Source organism: Wohlfahrtiimonas sp. G9077, assembly GCF_002252155.1.
Classification (GTDB): domain Bacteria; phylum Pseudomonadota; class Gammaproteobacteria; order Cardiobacteriales; family Wohlfahrtiimonadaceae; genus Wohlfahrtiimonas.
Genome location: NZ_NEFD01000007.1, coordinates 108,748 through 125,126, shown reverse-complemented (window position 1 = coordinate 125,126; position 16,379 = coordinate 108,748). Strand labels below are relative to the sequence as shown.

General features: G+C 44.6%; 15 protein-coding genes. 4 read left to right on the top strand and 11 right to left on the bottom strand.

The window, feature by feature from the left end:
• The first annotated feature begins 598 nt into the window (after positions 1 to 598).
• Positions 599 to 922 carry an H-NS family nucleoid-associated regulatory protein gene (locus B9T20_RS09265; protein WP_094490782.1) on the top strand — a complete coding sequence of 108 codons (324 nt, stop codon included), beginning with the start codon at positions 599 to 601 and terminating at the stop codon, positions 920 to 922.
• On the opposite strand, the gene B9T20_RS09260 is transcribed toward B9T20_RS09265, so the two are convergent.
• From B9T20_RS09260 to ubiA, 3 genes are read right to left on the bottom strand one after another with little or no spacing between them, the layout of a single operon-like run.
• A complete protein-coding gene (locus B9T20_RS09260) occupies positions 908 to 1,597 on the bottom strand; it encodes a 4'-phosphopantetheinyl transferase superfamily protein (RefSeq protein WP_094490781.1) in 690 nt (229 codons plus the stop codon). The genes B9T20_RS09265 and B9T20_RS09260 overlap by 15 nt on opposite strands.
• A 3-nt stretch (positions 1,598 to 1,600) precedes the next feature.
• Positions 1,601 to 2,158, bottom strand: coding sequence for a cob(I)yrinic acid a,c-diamide adenosyltransferase (locus B9T20_RS09255; protein ID WP_094490780.1), 558 nt, complete (start codon positions 2,156 to 2,158; stop codon positions 1,601 to 1,603).
• Positions 2,159 to 2,161: 3 nt separating this feature from the next.
• A complete protein-coding gene (gene ubiA, locus B9T20_RS09250) occupies positions 2,162 to 3,076 on the bottom strand; it encodes a 4-hydroxybenzoate octaprenyltransferase (protein ID WP_094490779.1) in 915 nt (304 codons plus the stop codon).
• A gap of 118 nt (positions 3,077 to 3,194) precedes the next feature.
• Here ubiA and B9T20_RS09245 point away from each other — a divergent pair, with 118 nt between their 5' ends.
• The 3 genes from B9T20_RS09245 to B9T20_RS09235 all read left to right on the top strand — a co-directional run bounded on the left by B9T20_RS09245 (position 3,195) and on the right by B9T20_RS09235 (position 4,768).
• Positions 3,195 to 3,521: a zinc ribbon domain-containing protein YjdM gene (locus B9T20_RS09245; protein WP_094490778.1), complete on the top strand. Its 327-nt coding sequence runs from the start codon at positions 3,195 to 3,197 to the stop codon at positions 3,519 to 3,521.
• Between the two features lie 12 nt (positions 3,522 to 3,533).
• A complete protein-coding gene (locus B9T20_RS09240) occupies positions 3,534 to 4,466 on the top strand; it encodes a peptidoglycan-binding protein (protein ID WP_094490777.1) in 933 nt (310 codons plus the stop codon).
• A 92-nt stretch (positions 4,467 to 4,558) separates the two neighbouring features.
• Positions 4,559 to 4,768 carry a bacterioferritin-associated ferredoxin gene (locus tag B9T20_RS09235; protein ID WP_008316800.1) on the top strand — a complete coding sequence of 70 codons (210 nt, stop codon included), beginning with the start codon at positions 4,559 to 4,561 and terminating at the stop codon, positions 4,766 to 4,768.
• A 40-nt stretch (positions 4,769 to 4,808) separates the two neighbouring features.
• Here the strand turns inward: B9T20_RS09235 and B9T20_RS09230 are convergent, their stop codons facing one another.
• From B9T20_RS09230 to B9T20_RS09195, 8 genes are all read right to left on the bottom strand, one after another.
• A complete protein-coding gene (locus B9T20_RS09230; RefSeq protein ID WP_094490776.1) occupies positions 4,809 to 5,738 on the bottom strand; it encodes an RluA family pseudouridine synthase in 930 nt (309 codons plus the stop codon).
• A 71-nt stretch (positions 5,739 to 5,809) separates the two neighbouring features.
• Complete coding sequence (gene recA / locus B9T20_RS09225) at positions 5,810 to 6,862, bottom strand: recombinase RecA (protein ID WP_094490775.1); 1,053 nt, start codon at positions 6,860 to 6,862, stop codon at positions 5,810 to 5,812.
• A 70-nt stretch (positions 6,863 to 6,932) separates the two neighbouring features.
• On the bottom strand, positions 6,933 to 8,345 hold the full coding sequence (hldE, locus tag B9T20_RS09220; RefSeq protein ID WP_094490774.1) for a bifunctional D-glycero-beta-D-manno-heptose-7-phosphate kinase/D-glycero-beta-D-manno-heptose 1-phosphate adenylyltransferase HldE: 1,413 nt from the start codon (positions 8,343 to 8,345) through the stop codon (positions 6,933 to 6,935).
• 2 nt (positions 8,346 to 8,347) lie between these two features.
• The gene (locus B9T20_RS09215; protein ID WP_094490773.1) at positions 8,348 to 9,130 is read right to left on the bottom strand and encodes a TatD family hydrolase; all 783 of its coding nucleotides are present in this window, start codon (positions 9,128 to 9,130) and stop codon (positions 8,348 to 8,350) included.
• A gap of 4 nt (positions 9,131 to 9,134) precedes the next feature.
• Positions 9,135 to 9,473, bottom strand: coding sequence for a PilZ domain-containing protein (locus tag B9T20_RS09210; protein ID WP_008316807.1), 339 nt, complete (start codon positions 9,471 to 9,473; stop codon positions 9,135 to 9,137).
• Positions 9,474 to 9,482: 9 nt separating this feature from the next.
• Positions 9,483 to 14,369, bottom strand: coding sequence for an Hpt domain-containing protein (locus B9T20_RS09205; protein WP_094490772.1), 4,887 nt, complete (start codon positions 14,367 to 14,369; stop codon positions 9,483 to 9,485).
• Between the two features lie 58 nt (positions 14,370 to 14,427).
• A complete protein-coding gene (locus B9T20_RS09200) occupies positions 14,428 to 15,888 on the bottom strand; it encodes a methyl-accepting chemotaxis protein (protein WP_094490771.1) in 1,461 nt (486 codons plus the stop codon).
• Between the two features lie 30 nt (positions 15,889 to 15,918).
• Positions 15,919 to 16,377: a chemotaxis protein CheW gene (locus B9T20_RS09195; RefSeq protein WP_094490770.1), complete on the bottom strand. Its 459-nt coding sequence runs from the start codon at positions 16,375 to 16,377 to the stop codon at positions 15,919 to 15,921.
• Positions 16,378 to 16,379: the final 2 nt, after the last annotated feature.

Below are 16,379 nucleotides of genomic sequence, written 5' to 3'. Positions count from 1 at the left end.
CCATTCCGAACTCAGAAGTGAAACGTAGCTGCGCCGATGATAGTGTGGGGCCTCCCCATGTGAAAGTAGGTCATCTCCAGGGCCTAACATGAATAGCCCTCTTCAAGCGAAGAGGGCTTTTTCATTTGTCCAGAAAAAGAACCATCATCATGAATCATGCAATTTTCATGATTAAATTTTATAGGATACGTAAGATAATAAAATTGATTCGCTCGATGAGATCATAAAATATGATTATTTAATCTCCCATTCTGTGAGAATAAAACTTTCCATTTCATGGAATTTAATGCATGATTGAAATTCTTTTCCATTTGTTAAAATGAGGCAATTGAGCAAAAGTTGATGTGATTGGCGACTTTTAGCGACAGATTAACTCATTAAAATAATAAATATTAACTTTGTCCAATTTTATATATAATCATTTTGTTGCATTTAATTAGGAAATGAATAATTTATTCTTTTCTATGAATGGGTTACTGAAATATTCTACTGTAAACTATAGATTGAGTTGTATATTTATGTATAATAAATGGCATTAATACATAATATTCTATGTATTATATAATGTGTAGTTTTGATCCAAATCAACAGGTAGTTTATGAAAATTGATTATAAGAAGTATTCTTTACTTCAGTTAGAAGGCATCTTGATGGAAGTGAGCCAAGAGATTGAAGAGCGCAAGAAGCTAGAAGCTGAAAGTATCCGTCAGAAAATCGAGAATCTGTTACAAGAATCAGGTTTGAGTTTAGATGATGTGTATACAGAAAAAGATATGGGCGTTAGAAGCAACAAAGTGCCGATGAAATATCGTCACCCCACCGATCCATCGATTCAATGGAGCGGTCGCGGTAAAATGCCTATTTGGATGCGCGATCTCATTGAGCAAGGTGCAACAAAGGATGATTTTTTAATTCGCGATTAATGGATGTGAACACATCAATGTGCGCCATGAGATGTGTTTAAGCGTGAATATTAGCCCATCGAAAGTATGGACGATGGGCGCTGTTTTATCTGGCAAATAGAGTGCAAAGCTCATATTGTCACTATCTTCTGCCAAATATAAGGTGCCTGTTTTAAGCACGCCATAGGCTCGATTTTGAGTTAAATCTAATGATAAACCAGCTAAGCCAGACAATCCTGTGCCCGTCGCTTTTAAATATGCTTCTTTAGCTGACCACAATTGAAAAAAGCATTGCTGATAATTTGTAGCAGCAGATAAATATGCACGTTCATGTGATGAAAAGACCCGCTCAGCAAGCCCTGCAAAATTACGGCGTGTTTTAATGCGCTCAATGTCAATGCCAACACATCCTGTATCTGCCATCACAATCGCCATCGCATCATCTGTATGGGTGATGTTAAAGTGAATGTTTGGTAATGCCGGAAAATAGGGCTTACCATGTTCACCATAAGCCATCGCAGGCAGTGATTCAATCCCAAACTGTGTGCTTAATAAATGGCGCAGCATCGCACGGCTTAATGATAGATATTGATTGCGCCGCGTAGAAAATTCGGTGACTTGTTGCTCGCGATAATGTGTTAATGCCCAATCTAATGTCTCGGTATTGATGGGGAGTGTGATGATGCATTGCGTCATGGATCATTCAGCCAAAGTTTTTTGCCATAGCACTTCGTGATTTTGTGTGTGATGGGCAAGGGTGCGTGCGAGCACAAAAAAGTAATCGGACAAACGATTGATGTATTGAAGGATGACGGCATTTAATGGCTCTGCATGATGCAGTGTCACCATGGTGCGCTCTAAGCGGCGGCTTACCGTTCGGCAGACATGTGCATGACACGTTGGCAATGATCCACTCGGTAAAATGAACTCTTTTAAATAGGGTAACGCATCATTGTAATGAACGATTAAGGCTTCTAACCATTCGACCATTGTCGCTGTGATCATGGGGTATTCTGGCATCACCAATTCACCACCCACATTAAAGAGATGGTGCTGAATGATGAGTAATTCTTGATGAATATTGGGCAGTGATTGGGGTAAATGCGCCATCAATAGTCCAACTTGGGCATTGAGTTCATCAGCGGTGCCAATGGCTTCAATGCGCGGATGATCTTTCGGGACGCGCGTTGTGCCCATCAATCCCGTATCGCCTTGATCGCCTGTTTTTGTCACAATTTTAGATAAACGATTGCCCATACATTATCCCGCATTCAAGGCATATTGCGCCACTAAACCCAAGAAAATCGCAGCGCCCACCCAGTTATTGTGTAAAAAGGCTTGAAAGCAGCGCAGGCGATCATGATCTTTGATCATATTAATGTGATGGATGAATAAACCCGCCACGACAGCAACTGTGCACCACCAAGGCCATGAAAAGTGTAGGTAAATACCAAGCGTGATCAAAAGCGCAATGATCACCGATTGCATGCCAATGATGATGAAATAGTCATGCTTGCCCAACAGTCGCTCAAACAATAAGGCGCTTGACTTAATGTTGATGGATTTATCATCCTCGCGATCACTCATGGCGTATTCAGTATCATAAGAGAGCGTCCATAAAATGTTCATGGCAAAAATGAGCCAAGCTTCTAAAGGCACAGCGCCTGTAATTTGCATAAAAGCCATTGGAATGCCAAAGGAAAATGCAATGCCTAAATGAGCTTGGGGCAGCGAGTGATAACGTTTGGCAAACGGATATGAGAGCGCCAAAATGAGCGCGGGAATGGCGAGCAAAATCGTCTGCCAAGAGAGCATTAACGCCAGAATAAATGCCACAATGACAAAGAGCAGCAACAATTGATAGGCCTCTTTGACGGTGACGCGGCGCGCAGCCAATGGTCGATCTTTGGTACGTTCCACATGCGGGTCAAAATCTTTATCGGCAATATCATTCATGATGCAGCCAGCTGAACGCATGATGAATACGCCAAGCACAAAGATGATTAAAATGCCAAGATCAGGCGCGCCATCGCTGGCAATCCACAAAGCCCACACTGTTGGCCACAGCAATAACAGCGTGCCAATGGGTTTATCAAAGCGGATCAATTTTAAATAATCAGGAATGTGTTTGTAAGTCAGCATGGTGAATTCAACAACGATCAATGAAATGAACAAAGGATTATGATACTACATTCCACCCATGTGATGGGGAGTTTTCCCCGGTTGTGAATGTTGGGCAAACCGCTTAGAATGGCTGTCCATGTTTTATGGTGGCTTTTTTAGGAGAAATATCATGACAATGCCCAATTGCCCGAAATGTCACTCGGAATATACCTACCAAGATGGTGAGCATTATGTTTGCCCAGAATGTGCTCATGAATGGTCCGATGCAGATGAAGCTGAAGATGTGTTAACCGCGCGCGATGCTCATGGCAATGAACTGCGTGATGGGGATTCTGTCACTGTGATTAAAGATCTCAAAGTGCGTGGTTCATCGATGGTGGTCAAACAAGGCACGATGATCAAAAACATTCGCATCGTTGAAGGTGATCACAATTTAGATTGCAAAGTCAATGGCACAAGTTTACAACTGAAGTCTGAATTTATGAAAAAAGCATAAGAAGGAGCGAAGATGACAGCACCATTTATGGGTGAGATTGATACCCAACATTTACCTTTTGGTCATTTAGCGGCGCCATTTGTGCTGTCATCGGCTCATTTTGTGCGTTTAGCAGAGCAATGTCATTATCGCTTACAAGGCGATCGCGTATTGTTTGGTTTGCGTGCGGCTGCAACCGATGCGCCATTGGGGCAATGGCTCAATGCCATCACTGTGCATGAGCAAGCCTTGGATTATGAGCACATGCGTTGTTTAATTGGCATTTGGGATCGAAAGCAGCATAAAATTGCTGTCTTTAATGGTTCGACGGTGCCACACATTAAAAATGTGCAAAAGCAGCGCCAATATCCTTTGAAAAAGATCAGCAATCAACTCTCTCAAGGTTTGTATCACTATTTTGTGGGCGCCCATGAACCAGATGGCCGCCCAAATGAAGAGGGCGCCTTTCGTTTAACACGCATGATTCCTGTGCCGGCTTGGCGTGATTTTGGGGAAGCGGTGATGCTTGACAGCTGCGTGCCCAATGATCACATTCATGCCGCAGGTTCAGAGGCAACTGATTTTCTATCCGCAGGCTGCCAAGTGATTTCAGGCTTTCATCAAGCACCGATGCCCACAGGGCAATATCAGCAATTTCGTATTTTAGCCGGACAATCTGCTGTGCCATCAGAATTAGAGATCCATTTACCGTATCAATATTTGTTGATGCATGTGCGTCATTTATCTGCCATTGCACAAGGTTGGCAAGCTGATCGTTTATTGATGGGCTCAGAAGGTTATTTAGTGCGTGAGCTTCAAGAAACTTTGATTCAAGAAGGGCATTTATCTGAACCCTTGATTGATAAAGGCGTGATGAATGGCCACACCGTCAAAGCTGTGTATGATCGTCAGCTCATTCATCATCAAGTAGCCGATGGGATTCATCGCCTTGAATTCGGTGGATGATTTAAAAGATAAAAGCGTCTCATAAATAAAATACTTGCAAATAGCAATGATTATCACTATCATTTCATCAATCCAGTTGATTGAGGTTGTGTATGTATATTTGTATTTGTAATGGTATCACTGATACAGAGATTAAAGATGCAGTTGCAAACGGTGCAACACAATTATCTGATCTCCAAATGTCCTTAGGCGTTGCCACATGTTGCGGTAAATGCGCAGATGCAGCGTGTTCGTTCTTGCCCAATCCTGAGCCCATTCCATTGGTGGCCGCAGGGCAAGTGCAAATTTTAAAATCCGAATAAGATAAAGCCCTGATGATTCAGGGCTTTGTTGTTTTAGTGATTAGCGCATATTGTTTAAGAATTGATTCAATTCATCCGGTAAAGGTGCACTAAAAGCATAATCATACGGTGGCATGTCAATCATTAAGCTGTGCGCATGTAAAAAAATGCGATTTAAGCCATATTGCTTCATGCGTTTGTTGGCATCGACATCGCCATAACGATCATCGCCAAGGAGTGGAAAGCCCAAGCTTGCGGCATGCACACGGATTTGATGCGTGCGCCCTGTAAAGAGCTCTGCCTCTAATAATGATGATTTTGGATAATGTTCAATGATGTTAAAGCGCGTATGGGCATCTTTCCCTTTAGGAGAAACCACCACATGGCGTTCGCCATGTTCACGGTTTTCGATGTCTAATTTGGCATGCTGATCAAAGCGGCCTTTGTCCCAGAAGCCTTTGACTAAGCACAAATAACGTTTTTTCATGGTGGCTTTTTGTAATTCACGTAGAATTTTGCCGGTTTTTGCCAACACCAAGCAACCGCTGGTGTCTTTGTCTAAGCGGTGCACCAATTCTAAAAATTCAAGCTCAGGGCGCGCTGCGCGTAACACTTCAATCACACCGTAAGGTAAACCGCTGCCTTTATGGACCGCAATGCCGGAAGGTTTGTTAATCACGAGTAAGCGATCATCTTCATGGATGATGCTGTTGCGTAAACGCTCTTTCCAGAAGGCAGGAATCTCATTGGCGGCTTCCGGATTGATGGAGACTGGGGGAATGCGCACCACATCACCTGCCGATAAGCGGCTTTCGGGTTTGACGCGGCCTTTATTCACACGCACTTCGCCTTTGCGGATCATTTGATAGATGCGACTTTTCGGTAAGGTGCGAAATTGTGCCATTAAAAAGTTGTCAACACGTTGCCCATCTTGGTGTTCATTGACAGTTTCAAAGCGGACTTGTGTGCGGGTTTCTTCGGGATTAGACATAAATTTCAGTACTCAAAATTAAGGAAGCCACCGATGGCGGTGGCTTTTGTATGCATATGAATGATTAAGGATTAATCATCAAGGGCTGCTTCAAAACCATCTTCATCGGTCGCAAGCATTATGCCATCTAGTGGGCGCGCAAGGAAGTATTCACGCACTTGATTTTCGATTGTTTGTGCAATGTCAGCATTGTCTTTTAAGAACTGCTTCACATTCTCTTTACCTTGGCCAATGCGTTTATCACCATAGCTGTACCAAGATCCAGATTTCTCAATGATGTCTGCTTTTACAGCCAAATCAATGATTTCACCCACGCGCGAGATGCCTTCGCCATACATGATGTCAAATTCTGTTTGTTTAAATGGTGGCGAGACTTTATTTTTCACCACTTTTACACGTGTTTCTGCACCGATCACTTCATCGCCTTTTTTGATCGAACCAATGCGACGAATGTCTAAACGCACAGAAGCATAGAATTTAAGGGCATTACCACCGGTTGTGGTTTCAGGGTTACCGAACATCACGCCAATCTTCATACGAATTTGGTTAATAAAAATCACCAATGTGTTGGATTTTTTGATGTTGGCAGTGAGTTTACGCAGCGCCTGACTCATCAAACGTGCTTGTAAACCCATGTGTGAATCACCCATGTCACCTTCGATTTCCGCTTTTGGCGTCAATGCAGCCACAGAGTCAATCACCACAATGTCAAGGGCGCCAGAACGCACCAATGTATCTGCAATTTCAAGGGCTTGTTCACCATTGTCCGGCTGAGAAATGTAGAGATTTTCCACATCCACGCCCAATTTTGCAGCATAGACAGGATCTAATGCATGTTCAGCATCGATGAATGCTGCTGTGCCGCCTGCTTTTTGTGCTTCTGCAATTGCGTGCAAAGTTAATGTGGTTTTACCTGAAGATTCAGGGCCATAAATTTCAATGATGCGGCCACGAGGTAAACCACCAATGCCAAGGGCGATGTCTAAACCTAATGAGCCTGTAGAGACAGGGATAATGTCTGTATTCTCAGTTTGATCGCCAAAGCGCATCACTGAGCCTTTACCAAACTGCTTATCAATTTGACCAAGCGCAGCTTGGAGTGCTTTGCGTTTATTCTCATCCATTGAAGTCACCCTTATTATTAGAAAGATTTAACAACGATTATAACATAAATATAACCAAGGAATAGTGATATTACTTTGAGTTATGTTTTATTTTTTCGATCGCTTTTGTGGTGGAATAACCTTCCACAAAGCTTAACAATTCAACGCGCCCACCATTGTTGAGGACAGCTTGTGCCCCTGCAATTTGATCCACAGTGTAATCACTGCCTTTGACCAAAACATCTGGCAGCAATGCATTGATAAGATTTTCTGGCGTCTCTTCATCAAAAATGATCACCCAATCGACGGCACTTAAAGAGGCCAGCACAGTGGCACGGCTCTCTTGATCCATAATGGGGCGATTGTCTCCTTTGAGCGCTTTGATGGAGCGATCAGAATTGAGCGCCACAATAAGGCGATCGCCCAATTGTCTTGCTTCATTTAAATAGGTCACGTGCCCTTTGTGTAAAATGTCAAAGCAGCCATTGGTCATTACGATGGTTTCATTATTGGCACGCGCGGCTTTTAACTCAGCTTGTAATTCATCAAGGGTTAAAACCAAATGATGCGCGCGCTCACGGGATGTGATGGCGGCATTGAGCTCATCGAGCGTCACTTGAGAAGCGCCAAGCTTGCCCACCACAATCGATGCGGCAATGTTGGCAATCACAGCCGCTTCAGTGAGTGGTTTTTGTTCTGCCAGCATCGCTGCGAGCGTAGCAATGACGGTATCGCCTGCACCTGTGACATCATAAACATCTTGTGCTTTAGCAGGAATGGTAAATGGCGCTTCATTTCCTTGAATCAGCGTCATGCCTTCTTCACTGCGCGTGATGAGTAGGGCGGTTAAATTAAGTTCTGTTCTGAGTTTTTGTGCTTTAGCAATGAATTCATCTTCAGATTGACATGTGCCTACTACGGCTTCAAATTCAGAGCGATTGGGCGTTAACAACGTTGCCCCACGATATTTTGTAAAGTCTAAGCCTTTAGGATCAATGATCACAGGAACGTTATGGGCTTTGGCATGGTCAATATAAGTGGCAGGATCACTTAAAAAGCCCTTTTGATAATCCGATAAAATTACAATGGCCGATTGCTCAATCCATTGGAGCAATCGCGCATGGTATGCTTCATCGGTTTGATGGGTGATGCCTGTTTCCTCAAAATCACAGCGCAACATATGTTGCTGACGGCTGATGATGCGAAGCTTTGTGATGGTTGGGAGTGCATGATTTGTCCAGCATTCTGTGGGAATGTGATGCGCATTGCACAATGCCATAAAGCGCTCACCATCGGCATCATTGCCAATGGCGCCAGCAAGCACCACAGATTGATCGAGTGAGCATAGATTTAAAGCAACGTTTGCCGCGCCGCCTAATCGATCTTCTGTCTCTTGAATGTTGATGACGGGAATCGGCGCTTCAGGCGAGATGCGTTTTGCAGCGCCAAACCAATAGCGATCGAGCATTAAATCGCCAATCACAGTGATCAAAGCTTGGCTCATGGTTAACCCCCAAGCACTTTAAATAGGGTTTTAAAATTTTCGGTGGTGGCATTGGCCATGGTGTCAAAACTCACTTCTTTAAGGTCGGCGAGTTTTTGTGCCACATGATGGACGCGGGCAGGATAATTGACTTTGCCACGATAGGGCACAGGTGTTAAATACGGAGAATCGGTTTCCACCAATAAGCGATCGATGGGCACTTTTTTGGCAACATCGCGCAGTTCTTCGGCGTTATTAAAGGTCACAATGCCAGAAAAAGAGATGTAAAAGCCCAAGTCCAGCGCCGCTTTTGCCATTGCCCAGTTTTCTGTAAAGCAATGCATGACGCCGCCGCAGCGATCGGCATGATTTTCCTTCATGATGGCGATGGTGTCTTCTCTGGCATCACGCGTATGAATGATCAGAGGTTTATTGTGTACATTGGCCACTTCAATTTGGCGGGCAAAGAGGATTTGTTGCTCTTTTGGATTGTCGCCATAATGGTAATCAAGCCCGGTTTCTCCCACCGCAATGACGCGGGAATCTTGCATAAATGGGGCAAATTGTGCCACATCAAAATCTAAATCTTTGGCTTTAATGTCCCCTGGATGAATCCCAAAGGAGAGAAAAACATTGTCATACGGCTGGGTTAAATCCGCCATGTTTTGCCAATCATCGGGATGCACGGCAACACACAACATGTGGCTGATGTCCGCTTCGCGGTTCGTTTGCATCAAATTGGCAAAGTTATGGTCAAATGTGGTCAGATCAATGCGATCTAAGTGGCAATGGGAATCTATTAACATATCACTACATCGTTAAGGTAAACGGGGATTTTTTCTTGGCAGAACCCACGCATTTTTTCAAACGCTCATTTAAAGGTCCTGCATTCATACCCGTCAATTGTACACCGATCCCAGGTTTTCCTTTGCGTGAATTTTCAGTATTGATCCAAACAACTTTTGTGGCCGCAGGATTACGCTTACCGGGATCATCCGGTAAAATCAGCGCGATGAAGATTTCGTCGCCCAATTGATAATTAACGGTTTGCATCGGGATGAAGAAACCACCGCCGACTACAAAATCCATATAAACGTTGGCAACTTGTTCAAAATCTTTGAACTCAAGCTGCATTTGCTTAACACTCATGTCTGCTCCTTAAGCTTTGGCATTCAATAGTTGATCGATGACTTTGAGGATCTCTTCCTCTTGATACGGCTTACCGCAATACTCATTGGCTCCGATGTCAAATGCACGCATTCGGTGCTTCTCACCTGAGCGAGATGTTACCATCATCACAGGGGTTTTCATAAGCTTTTCTGTCTCGCGGATGCGGGTTAAGACCTCAAATCCATCCATGCGCGGCATTTCAATATCCAGCATGATTAAATCCGGCGTTACATTGACTAAAGTTTCAATTGCCTCTAAACCATCTTTGGCTAGAATCACCTCGTAACCTGCGCGCTCAAGCATGCGCTGACTGACGCGGCGCATGGTAATTGAGTCATCAACCACCATTACAAGCGGTTTGTGCGGTTGAGCTTCTTTGCTCTCTTGAATCTTCTCTTGGACATGATCTCGTTTGTGCGCAAGTTTGAAATCCGTTTTCGTGAAGGCAGAAATGTCCACTGTGAAAATTGTTTCCCCATCTGGCGTCACTGCGCTGCCTGTTAAACCGGGAATGTGCGCGATTTGTGGATTGAGCGGATGCATGATCACTTCAAGCTGCGAGATGATGGATTCTGCGCCTAAAGCAATCGGCTGACCATTGAATTCAAAGAGCAGATAAATATAGTTTAAATGACCGGCATGGGCACCTGAATAGATGCGATCGAGATCATAGACATCATATTTTTCATTGTGATAGACAAAGTGCGTGCGTTTACGATCAAAGATCACATCTTTCTCTTGCGTTACGCCAATGATGTCATCAATCGGGATGGCATATTTTTGGCCATCGGCGCTTACGATCAAAGATTGTACAATCATCAAGGTGGCAGGAATGGAGATTTTAAAGGTCACGCCTTGATTGGGCACAAAGGACAATTGTGCATTGCCTTTTAAAATCGTCATGGCTTTGGCCAACACATCGAGCCCCACGCCGCGCCCTGCATCTTGCGAGAGTTTAGTGGCAGTGGTAAAACCTGGTAACATGATCAAATTCACCAGATCATGATCTGTTAAGGTGTGCGCTTCGGTCACCAATCCTTGTGCAATGGCTTTTTCACGGATTTTTTCCACATTAAAACCGCGGCCATCATCACTGATTTCAATGGATAGATCAGAACCTGTTTTCATGACGCGTAACGTGATGGTGCCATTTGGAGATTTGCCAGCGCTGATGCGCTCTTCAGGTGATTCAATGCCATGCACAATGGCATTACGAATCATGTGTTCAAAGGCGGCTGTCATCTGTTCAAGGACCAAACGTTCCACTTGTGTATCGGCGCCGATGGCCACTAAATCCACCTGTTTATTGTTAGATTTACTCACCTGACGCACGATGCGGCGTAAACGGGGCACAATGTGATTAAAGCTGACTGTACCGATGTCGGTTAACGTGTCTGAAATCAACGTCTGATTGCCGGAGAATTTTGATAAAGATGCATTCATCGATTCCACAGATTCAGCAATGTGACGATGGAATTCGTTCACATCTTCAATGGATTCAGAAATCGAACGCGCCAAATGCTGTAATTCAGAGAATTGATCCAGTTCTAATGGGTCAAAGCTCTCTTTATTTTGGGAAGCTTTCGCGTGACGGGAGATCATTTGTGCTTCTGTTTCAATCTCAATGTTACGCGCGGTCATATTGAGGTATTGCATGGTGCGCGTCAGCTCAGAGAGCGTATTGATGATGCTGGAAACTGCATTGTTATATTGCGTTGTCAGAATATTATTTTCAGACACTTTTTCACTGATGCGTGATAGCTGCATTGGCGTGATTTTTAAGGTACTGAGCTCTGCTTGAGCGGCAATGGCCGTTTGTTCAGAAACCACAGTGGCATTGCTCTCTGTGATCACTTCACCTTCGATGTTCATCTCTGGCGGATTTTCATGGCCAAGCAATAGATGAAGGGCAGAGAGGAGGTTAAAGCCTTCGCGATCTAAAGTTTTAGCTGGGCTTTCAAGCAGCACTTGTAAGTGATCAAGGGCACGTTGCAACACTTCAAAACGTTTTGGATCGGAGTCAAAGAGCGTGATGTAATTGGCGTCTAACAAGGATTCAAGGGCGTGACTGAGCTGGCCTAAGCCTTCTTTGCCCACCATTCGCGCGCCACCTTTTAACGTGTGCATTTGGCGGCGCAGTTCAGAGATGAGATCCGATTGTGGGTTAAAGTTTTCCCCTTGCCATGCCTGAATGAGCTCATCGGCTTGTTCAAGCACTTCATGTGCCTCTTCAGTAAAGGCTTGCATAATTTCAGGGTCAATCTCTTCTTGCGCCTCCTCAATGTGTTGTGGCGCAGGCGATGCTTCGGCTTGCTCGATGGTTAAAATTGGTTTTTTTAACTCTTCGATGTAGTTTTGTGCGATTTTTTCATCAATGGTGTTGGTTTTGATGATGGTCAAAACAGCAGTCAGCACTTTACCCCAGAAGATCAAGCGTTCATCGAGCGGCGTCAAACCATGAGCACGGAACAAAAGCAAATGCTTATGGTAAGCAGAAATGAGCGCCTGATGCAGTGGGAAATCTTTAGAGAAATTGGGGTGCAACAAACATAAGCCCACATCTTGGCTGTAGCGTTTTAACGTTGAATAGGTGCGCGTTTCACATTTGGTGAAGCCTGAGATCAATTTTTGGCTGAGCTCTTCATTGGTAAGATTTAGCTCTTCATCATGAAGCTTATAATCGCGCTCATGCATTTCACTTTGTTCGATCACACTTTGAATGTTTTCAAACATCGCTTGACGTTTTTCTGAGATCAGATCTTCTGTGGAGGCAGGGTTTGGATCGGTTTCAGTCTCGTTGATGACTTCTGGCACGATGTTGACAACAGGCGGCGCGACATTTAAAAACGCCGATAAATCCCCTTTGTGGGCTAAGAGCATGTTGCCTTGATTGAGTAAGCGCGCAATCTCTTCATCAGGCACGGTTTGATTGGAAATTTGTGCCTTCACCATCAAGTAAATGTCGGCTAAATGCGCAGTGGTGGCCGGTGTTAATTTATGGGCGCCCGATAAGATTTTATCGAGTAATTTTTCAGCTGTGCCTGTGATTTCACCGAGCACATTGAGCCCGATCATGCGGGCATTGCCTTTAATGGTATGAAAGGCGCGGCGCGCGCGTTCAAAGTCGCTTTGTGTGGCCGCATCTTTTAAAAATGCGCTCGAAACATCGTTCAGGGCAGGCAAAATTTCGCGCTGCGTCTCTTCGAGCATGTTTTCTTTAAGCACCACCACCAAATCTTCATCTAACTGCGTGGCTTCAGAAGGTTCAGCTTCAGCGCTGCCTTCAAGATGATAAGGGGAAATGTAACCAAAAGGAATGGCATCAAAGTTTTCAAAGTGTTCTGTGGTGTCATTGCTAGCGACGGGCGCGGGTTCAATGGCCTCAGAGGGCATTGAGACATCGGCAGGATCGACCTGACCTTTGTGATCAATCAAATATTGGGCTTGATAGGCAATGCGCTCGAGCTCTGTCATGTCGTTCGATGGCTCGGCAATCAAGGCGCGAATGGCATGATAGCCATCTAATGCATGATATAAAATGGCATCGCTGAAGGGATAATGATTATCACGCACGCCATTGATGACACGCTCAACTTGCCAGCCGATTTCGCCAATCATTGGCATTGAGGCAGTGTAACCGCTGCCTTTTAATGTATGGAAGCAGCGGCGAAGGTCTAAAATGTCTGTCTCTTTATAGGGATTGGCACGCAAATTTTGTACAGAGATTTCAATGAGCGGGAAAATCTCATCTTGTGACTCTTCTAAGAAGCTCTCTTTAAGTTCGGCAATCAACTCATCATCGTATTGTGGGCACTCTTTGAAAGTTGGCGTCAAATGGCCAGTAATGTAATACGGATGTTTGGTGTGTTCAGATGTTGTGTTCGCCGGCGCCTCAATCGTGGGTTGAGTCTCTACAATCGGTGTGGCTTTTTGAATGTAGGCTTCAAGTACGCGACTTAATTCAGCATGCAAGGCGTCTAAAACACGCGCGGCGTTTTGTGCATTTTCCTCATCCGTGAAGCGTTCACAAAGCGTGAGTGTGGCTTTTGATGGCGTAAACAGAAGTTGAGATTGTGCAGCACTGACAAGATCATGCACATCTTTGAGGTATTTTGTGTTCTCTTTTGGCGCATTTTTTAAACGCTCAACGGCATCAAAATAGCGTTTGTGGGTCATCAAGCATTGGCGCTCGGCAAGATCTTTGGCAAAATCATCCCCGACGCCATAATGATTCAGGGCCGCGGAATGCTCAAAGAAGTCTGCAATTTCAATCACAGCAATGAGTTGTTGCTCTGTGGCTGTTTGGTTAATGTCGGGCGCATTGGTGTAAATCTCACACAAGGCGGCATGATAAGGCGCTAAGCATTCAAGCGCATGCTCTGGCAATTGGCCTTGGGTGTTGATCTCTAAAATCAGTTTTTGCAACACATCGATGGGCAGCTCATGAAGGGCCAACGCCATTGGCTCTGACGCTTCGATGATCTCAGGCTCAATGGCAACGGCTTCCACAATCGGCGCACGAACGGGCGGCACCAACGGCGCAATGTTGAGGGCATCAAAGTGCTCAATCATCGCGTCGGTGCTTGGAAAATGCCCGTGTTCGATCTGTTTGAGGCATTGGATGAGGGCATGAATCCGCTTTTGCTCATTGTGCTGGAAATAACGTTGATCACGGCGCTGATGAAAGGCATAAAAGCGTTGCCAAATGTCAGCATGTTCAGGATCTTGTTCAATGAGTTCAAGGAGCGATTCTAGGTCAAATGAATCCACAGCTTGTTGGTTTTTTTCCGAGGACGAGGTGCTCCAAATCTTACGAATTAAAAATGCTCGTAAACGTTTAACGGCTGTTGTTAACTCATCACGCAATGCTGCCATTGATTAGTTCCTATGTTCGATGTGAAGGGGCATAAAGCCCCTTGGGATGCTCAATTGATTATTTGATTTTAAAGCCACTGATGGATTCACGTAACTCATTGGCCAATTCGTTGATTTTCTCAACAGAACGATTGGTGATTTGTGTACTGGTTACGTTTTGTTCCGTCAATTTCTTGATCGAATCGATACTGTCTTTCATTTTATTGCCAAGGGATGACACTTCGCGGGAAGATTTCGAGACGTTTTGAATCATGGAGGCCAATTGCGTGGACACTGATTCAATTTCGTTTAAGGACTCACCTGCGCGCTCAGCAAGATTGGCACCATTGACCACTTCGCTAGTGCTTTTTTCCATCGCAAAGATCGCTTCGTTGGTATCCGTTTGGATCGCTTTAACGATGTTTTCAACGCGGCGTGTTGCGTTACCCGTACGTTCCGCTAAGCGCTGGATTTCATCGGCAACCACCGCAAAACCTCGGCCAGCATCGCCCGCTGCCGCCGCCTGAATGGAGGCGTTCAATGCGAGAATGTGCGTTTGGTCGGCGATGTCATTGATGAGTTCAACAATGTCCCCAATCTCTTGAGAAGATTCACCTAAGCGCTTGATGCGTTTAGAGGTTTCTTGGATGTGATCGCGGATTTGATCCATACCTGAAATGGTTGAGCGCACACGCTCAGAACCAGAGCGCGCCACTTCGGTGGAGCTCATGGCAATGTCAACGGCAGAGGAGGTTTGATCCGATACATCGATCATCGCTTCTGTGACGTGAATCACCGTGTTTGATGCTTCTGCAATACGGCGCGCCTGTTCTGTGGAGGCGTTGAGTAAGTCTTCGGCAACGGTGGATGAATCACCAACCGCTTCAGAGAGTTTTTTCGTGGATTGATTCACCATAGATACAAGGTTGCGAAGTTCTTCGACTGAATAGTTAAAGGAGTCAGCAAGTGTACCTGTGATGTCATCAGACACTTGAGCTTGCACCGTTAAATCACCTTCAGAGAGGGCTTGAATCACTTCTAAAAACTCAAGTAAGGCTTGCTGCGTGTGTTGCTGAGCATGCAAAGATTGCGTGTCTTCAACAGAAACCGTGTTGTTATTGCGGGACATTAATGCCAATAAAATCAACAAGCTCAATGCTGCTAAACCCCATAAAATATAGATGGTGTAGCTTGGCAATTCAATGCCATGAAATTCGACTGTGTCAGATTCTTGTTTGAGGCTTTGATTCACGTTCGCTAAGCTTTGATTTTGTGCTTGTAAGCTTTGTTGAAGGGCGGCTAAAGCTTCGATGGCTTGTTCATCGTTGTCAGATTTGATGGCATTGAGCAATTTGACGGTGTTTTTCTCATTTAAGTGGCTGCTCGTCAATTGTGATTGCAAAATGCTGTTGCGATTTTCATAGGTTTCATCATGTTTTGTCATCATGAGTGCGATGCTAAGACCTGTGAATACAACAAGCGCAATGGCGCACAGAATATGGGGAATGTGAGTGGAAAAAAAGCTGTTGGATTTGGACATGGTTGCTTGCCTCATTAAATTAAACGTGATCTATAGGAGTTCTGGATGCATAAATTGTGGATGATCGATCAATTTGGTGAGGTTAATGTTGTACAAGTAACCTTCATCGATCTCATACATCCCTTGAACAATCTCGGGGACCCCTGAAAATTCAGGCGGCAATTGATGCGCAGCTTGTTGCGTTGCGCGGATGACACGAATCCCCATCAAACGATTGACTTTAATGCCAAACTGCCACTCATTTTTCTGAATGATTAAAATGTTATTTTTATGCTGTTCAGAAGAGCGGTTGATGATGGATTGATTGGAAAATTTTAAAATGTCTGTCACAGGGACGATGTTCCCACGAAGCTGAATCGTGCCCACCAACCAATCTTTTGTCAAAGGCACAGGCGTGGGTTTGATGCCTTGAACCACTTCTGAGATGTCATCAATCTTTGTGATGCACAGAATGTTATCGATGGTGTAAACAATGCCTCTAATGTTCATGC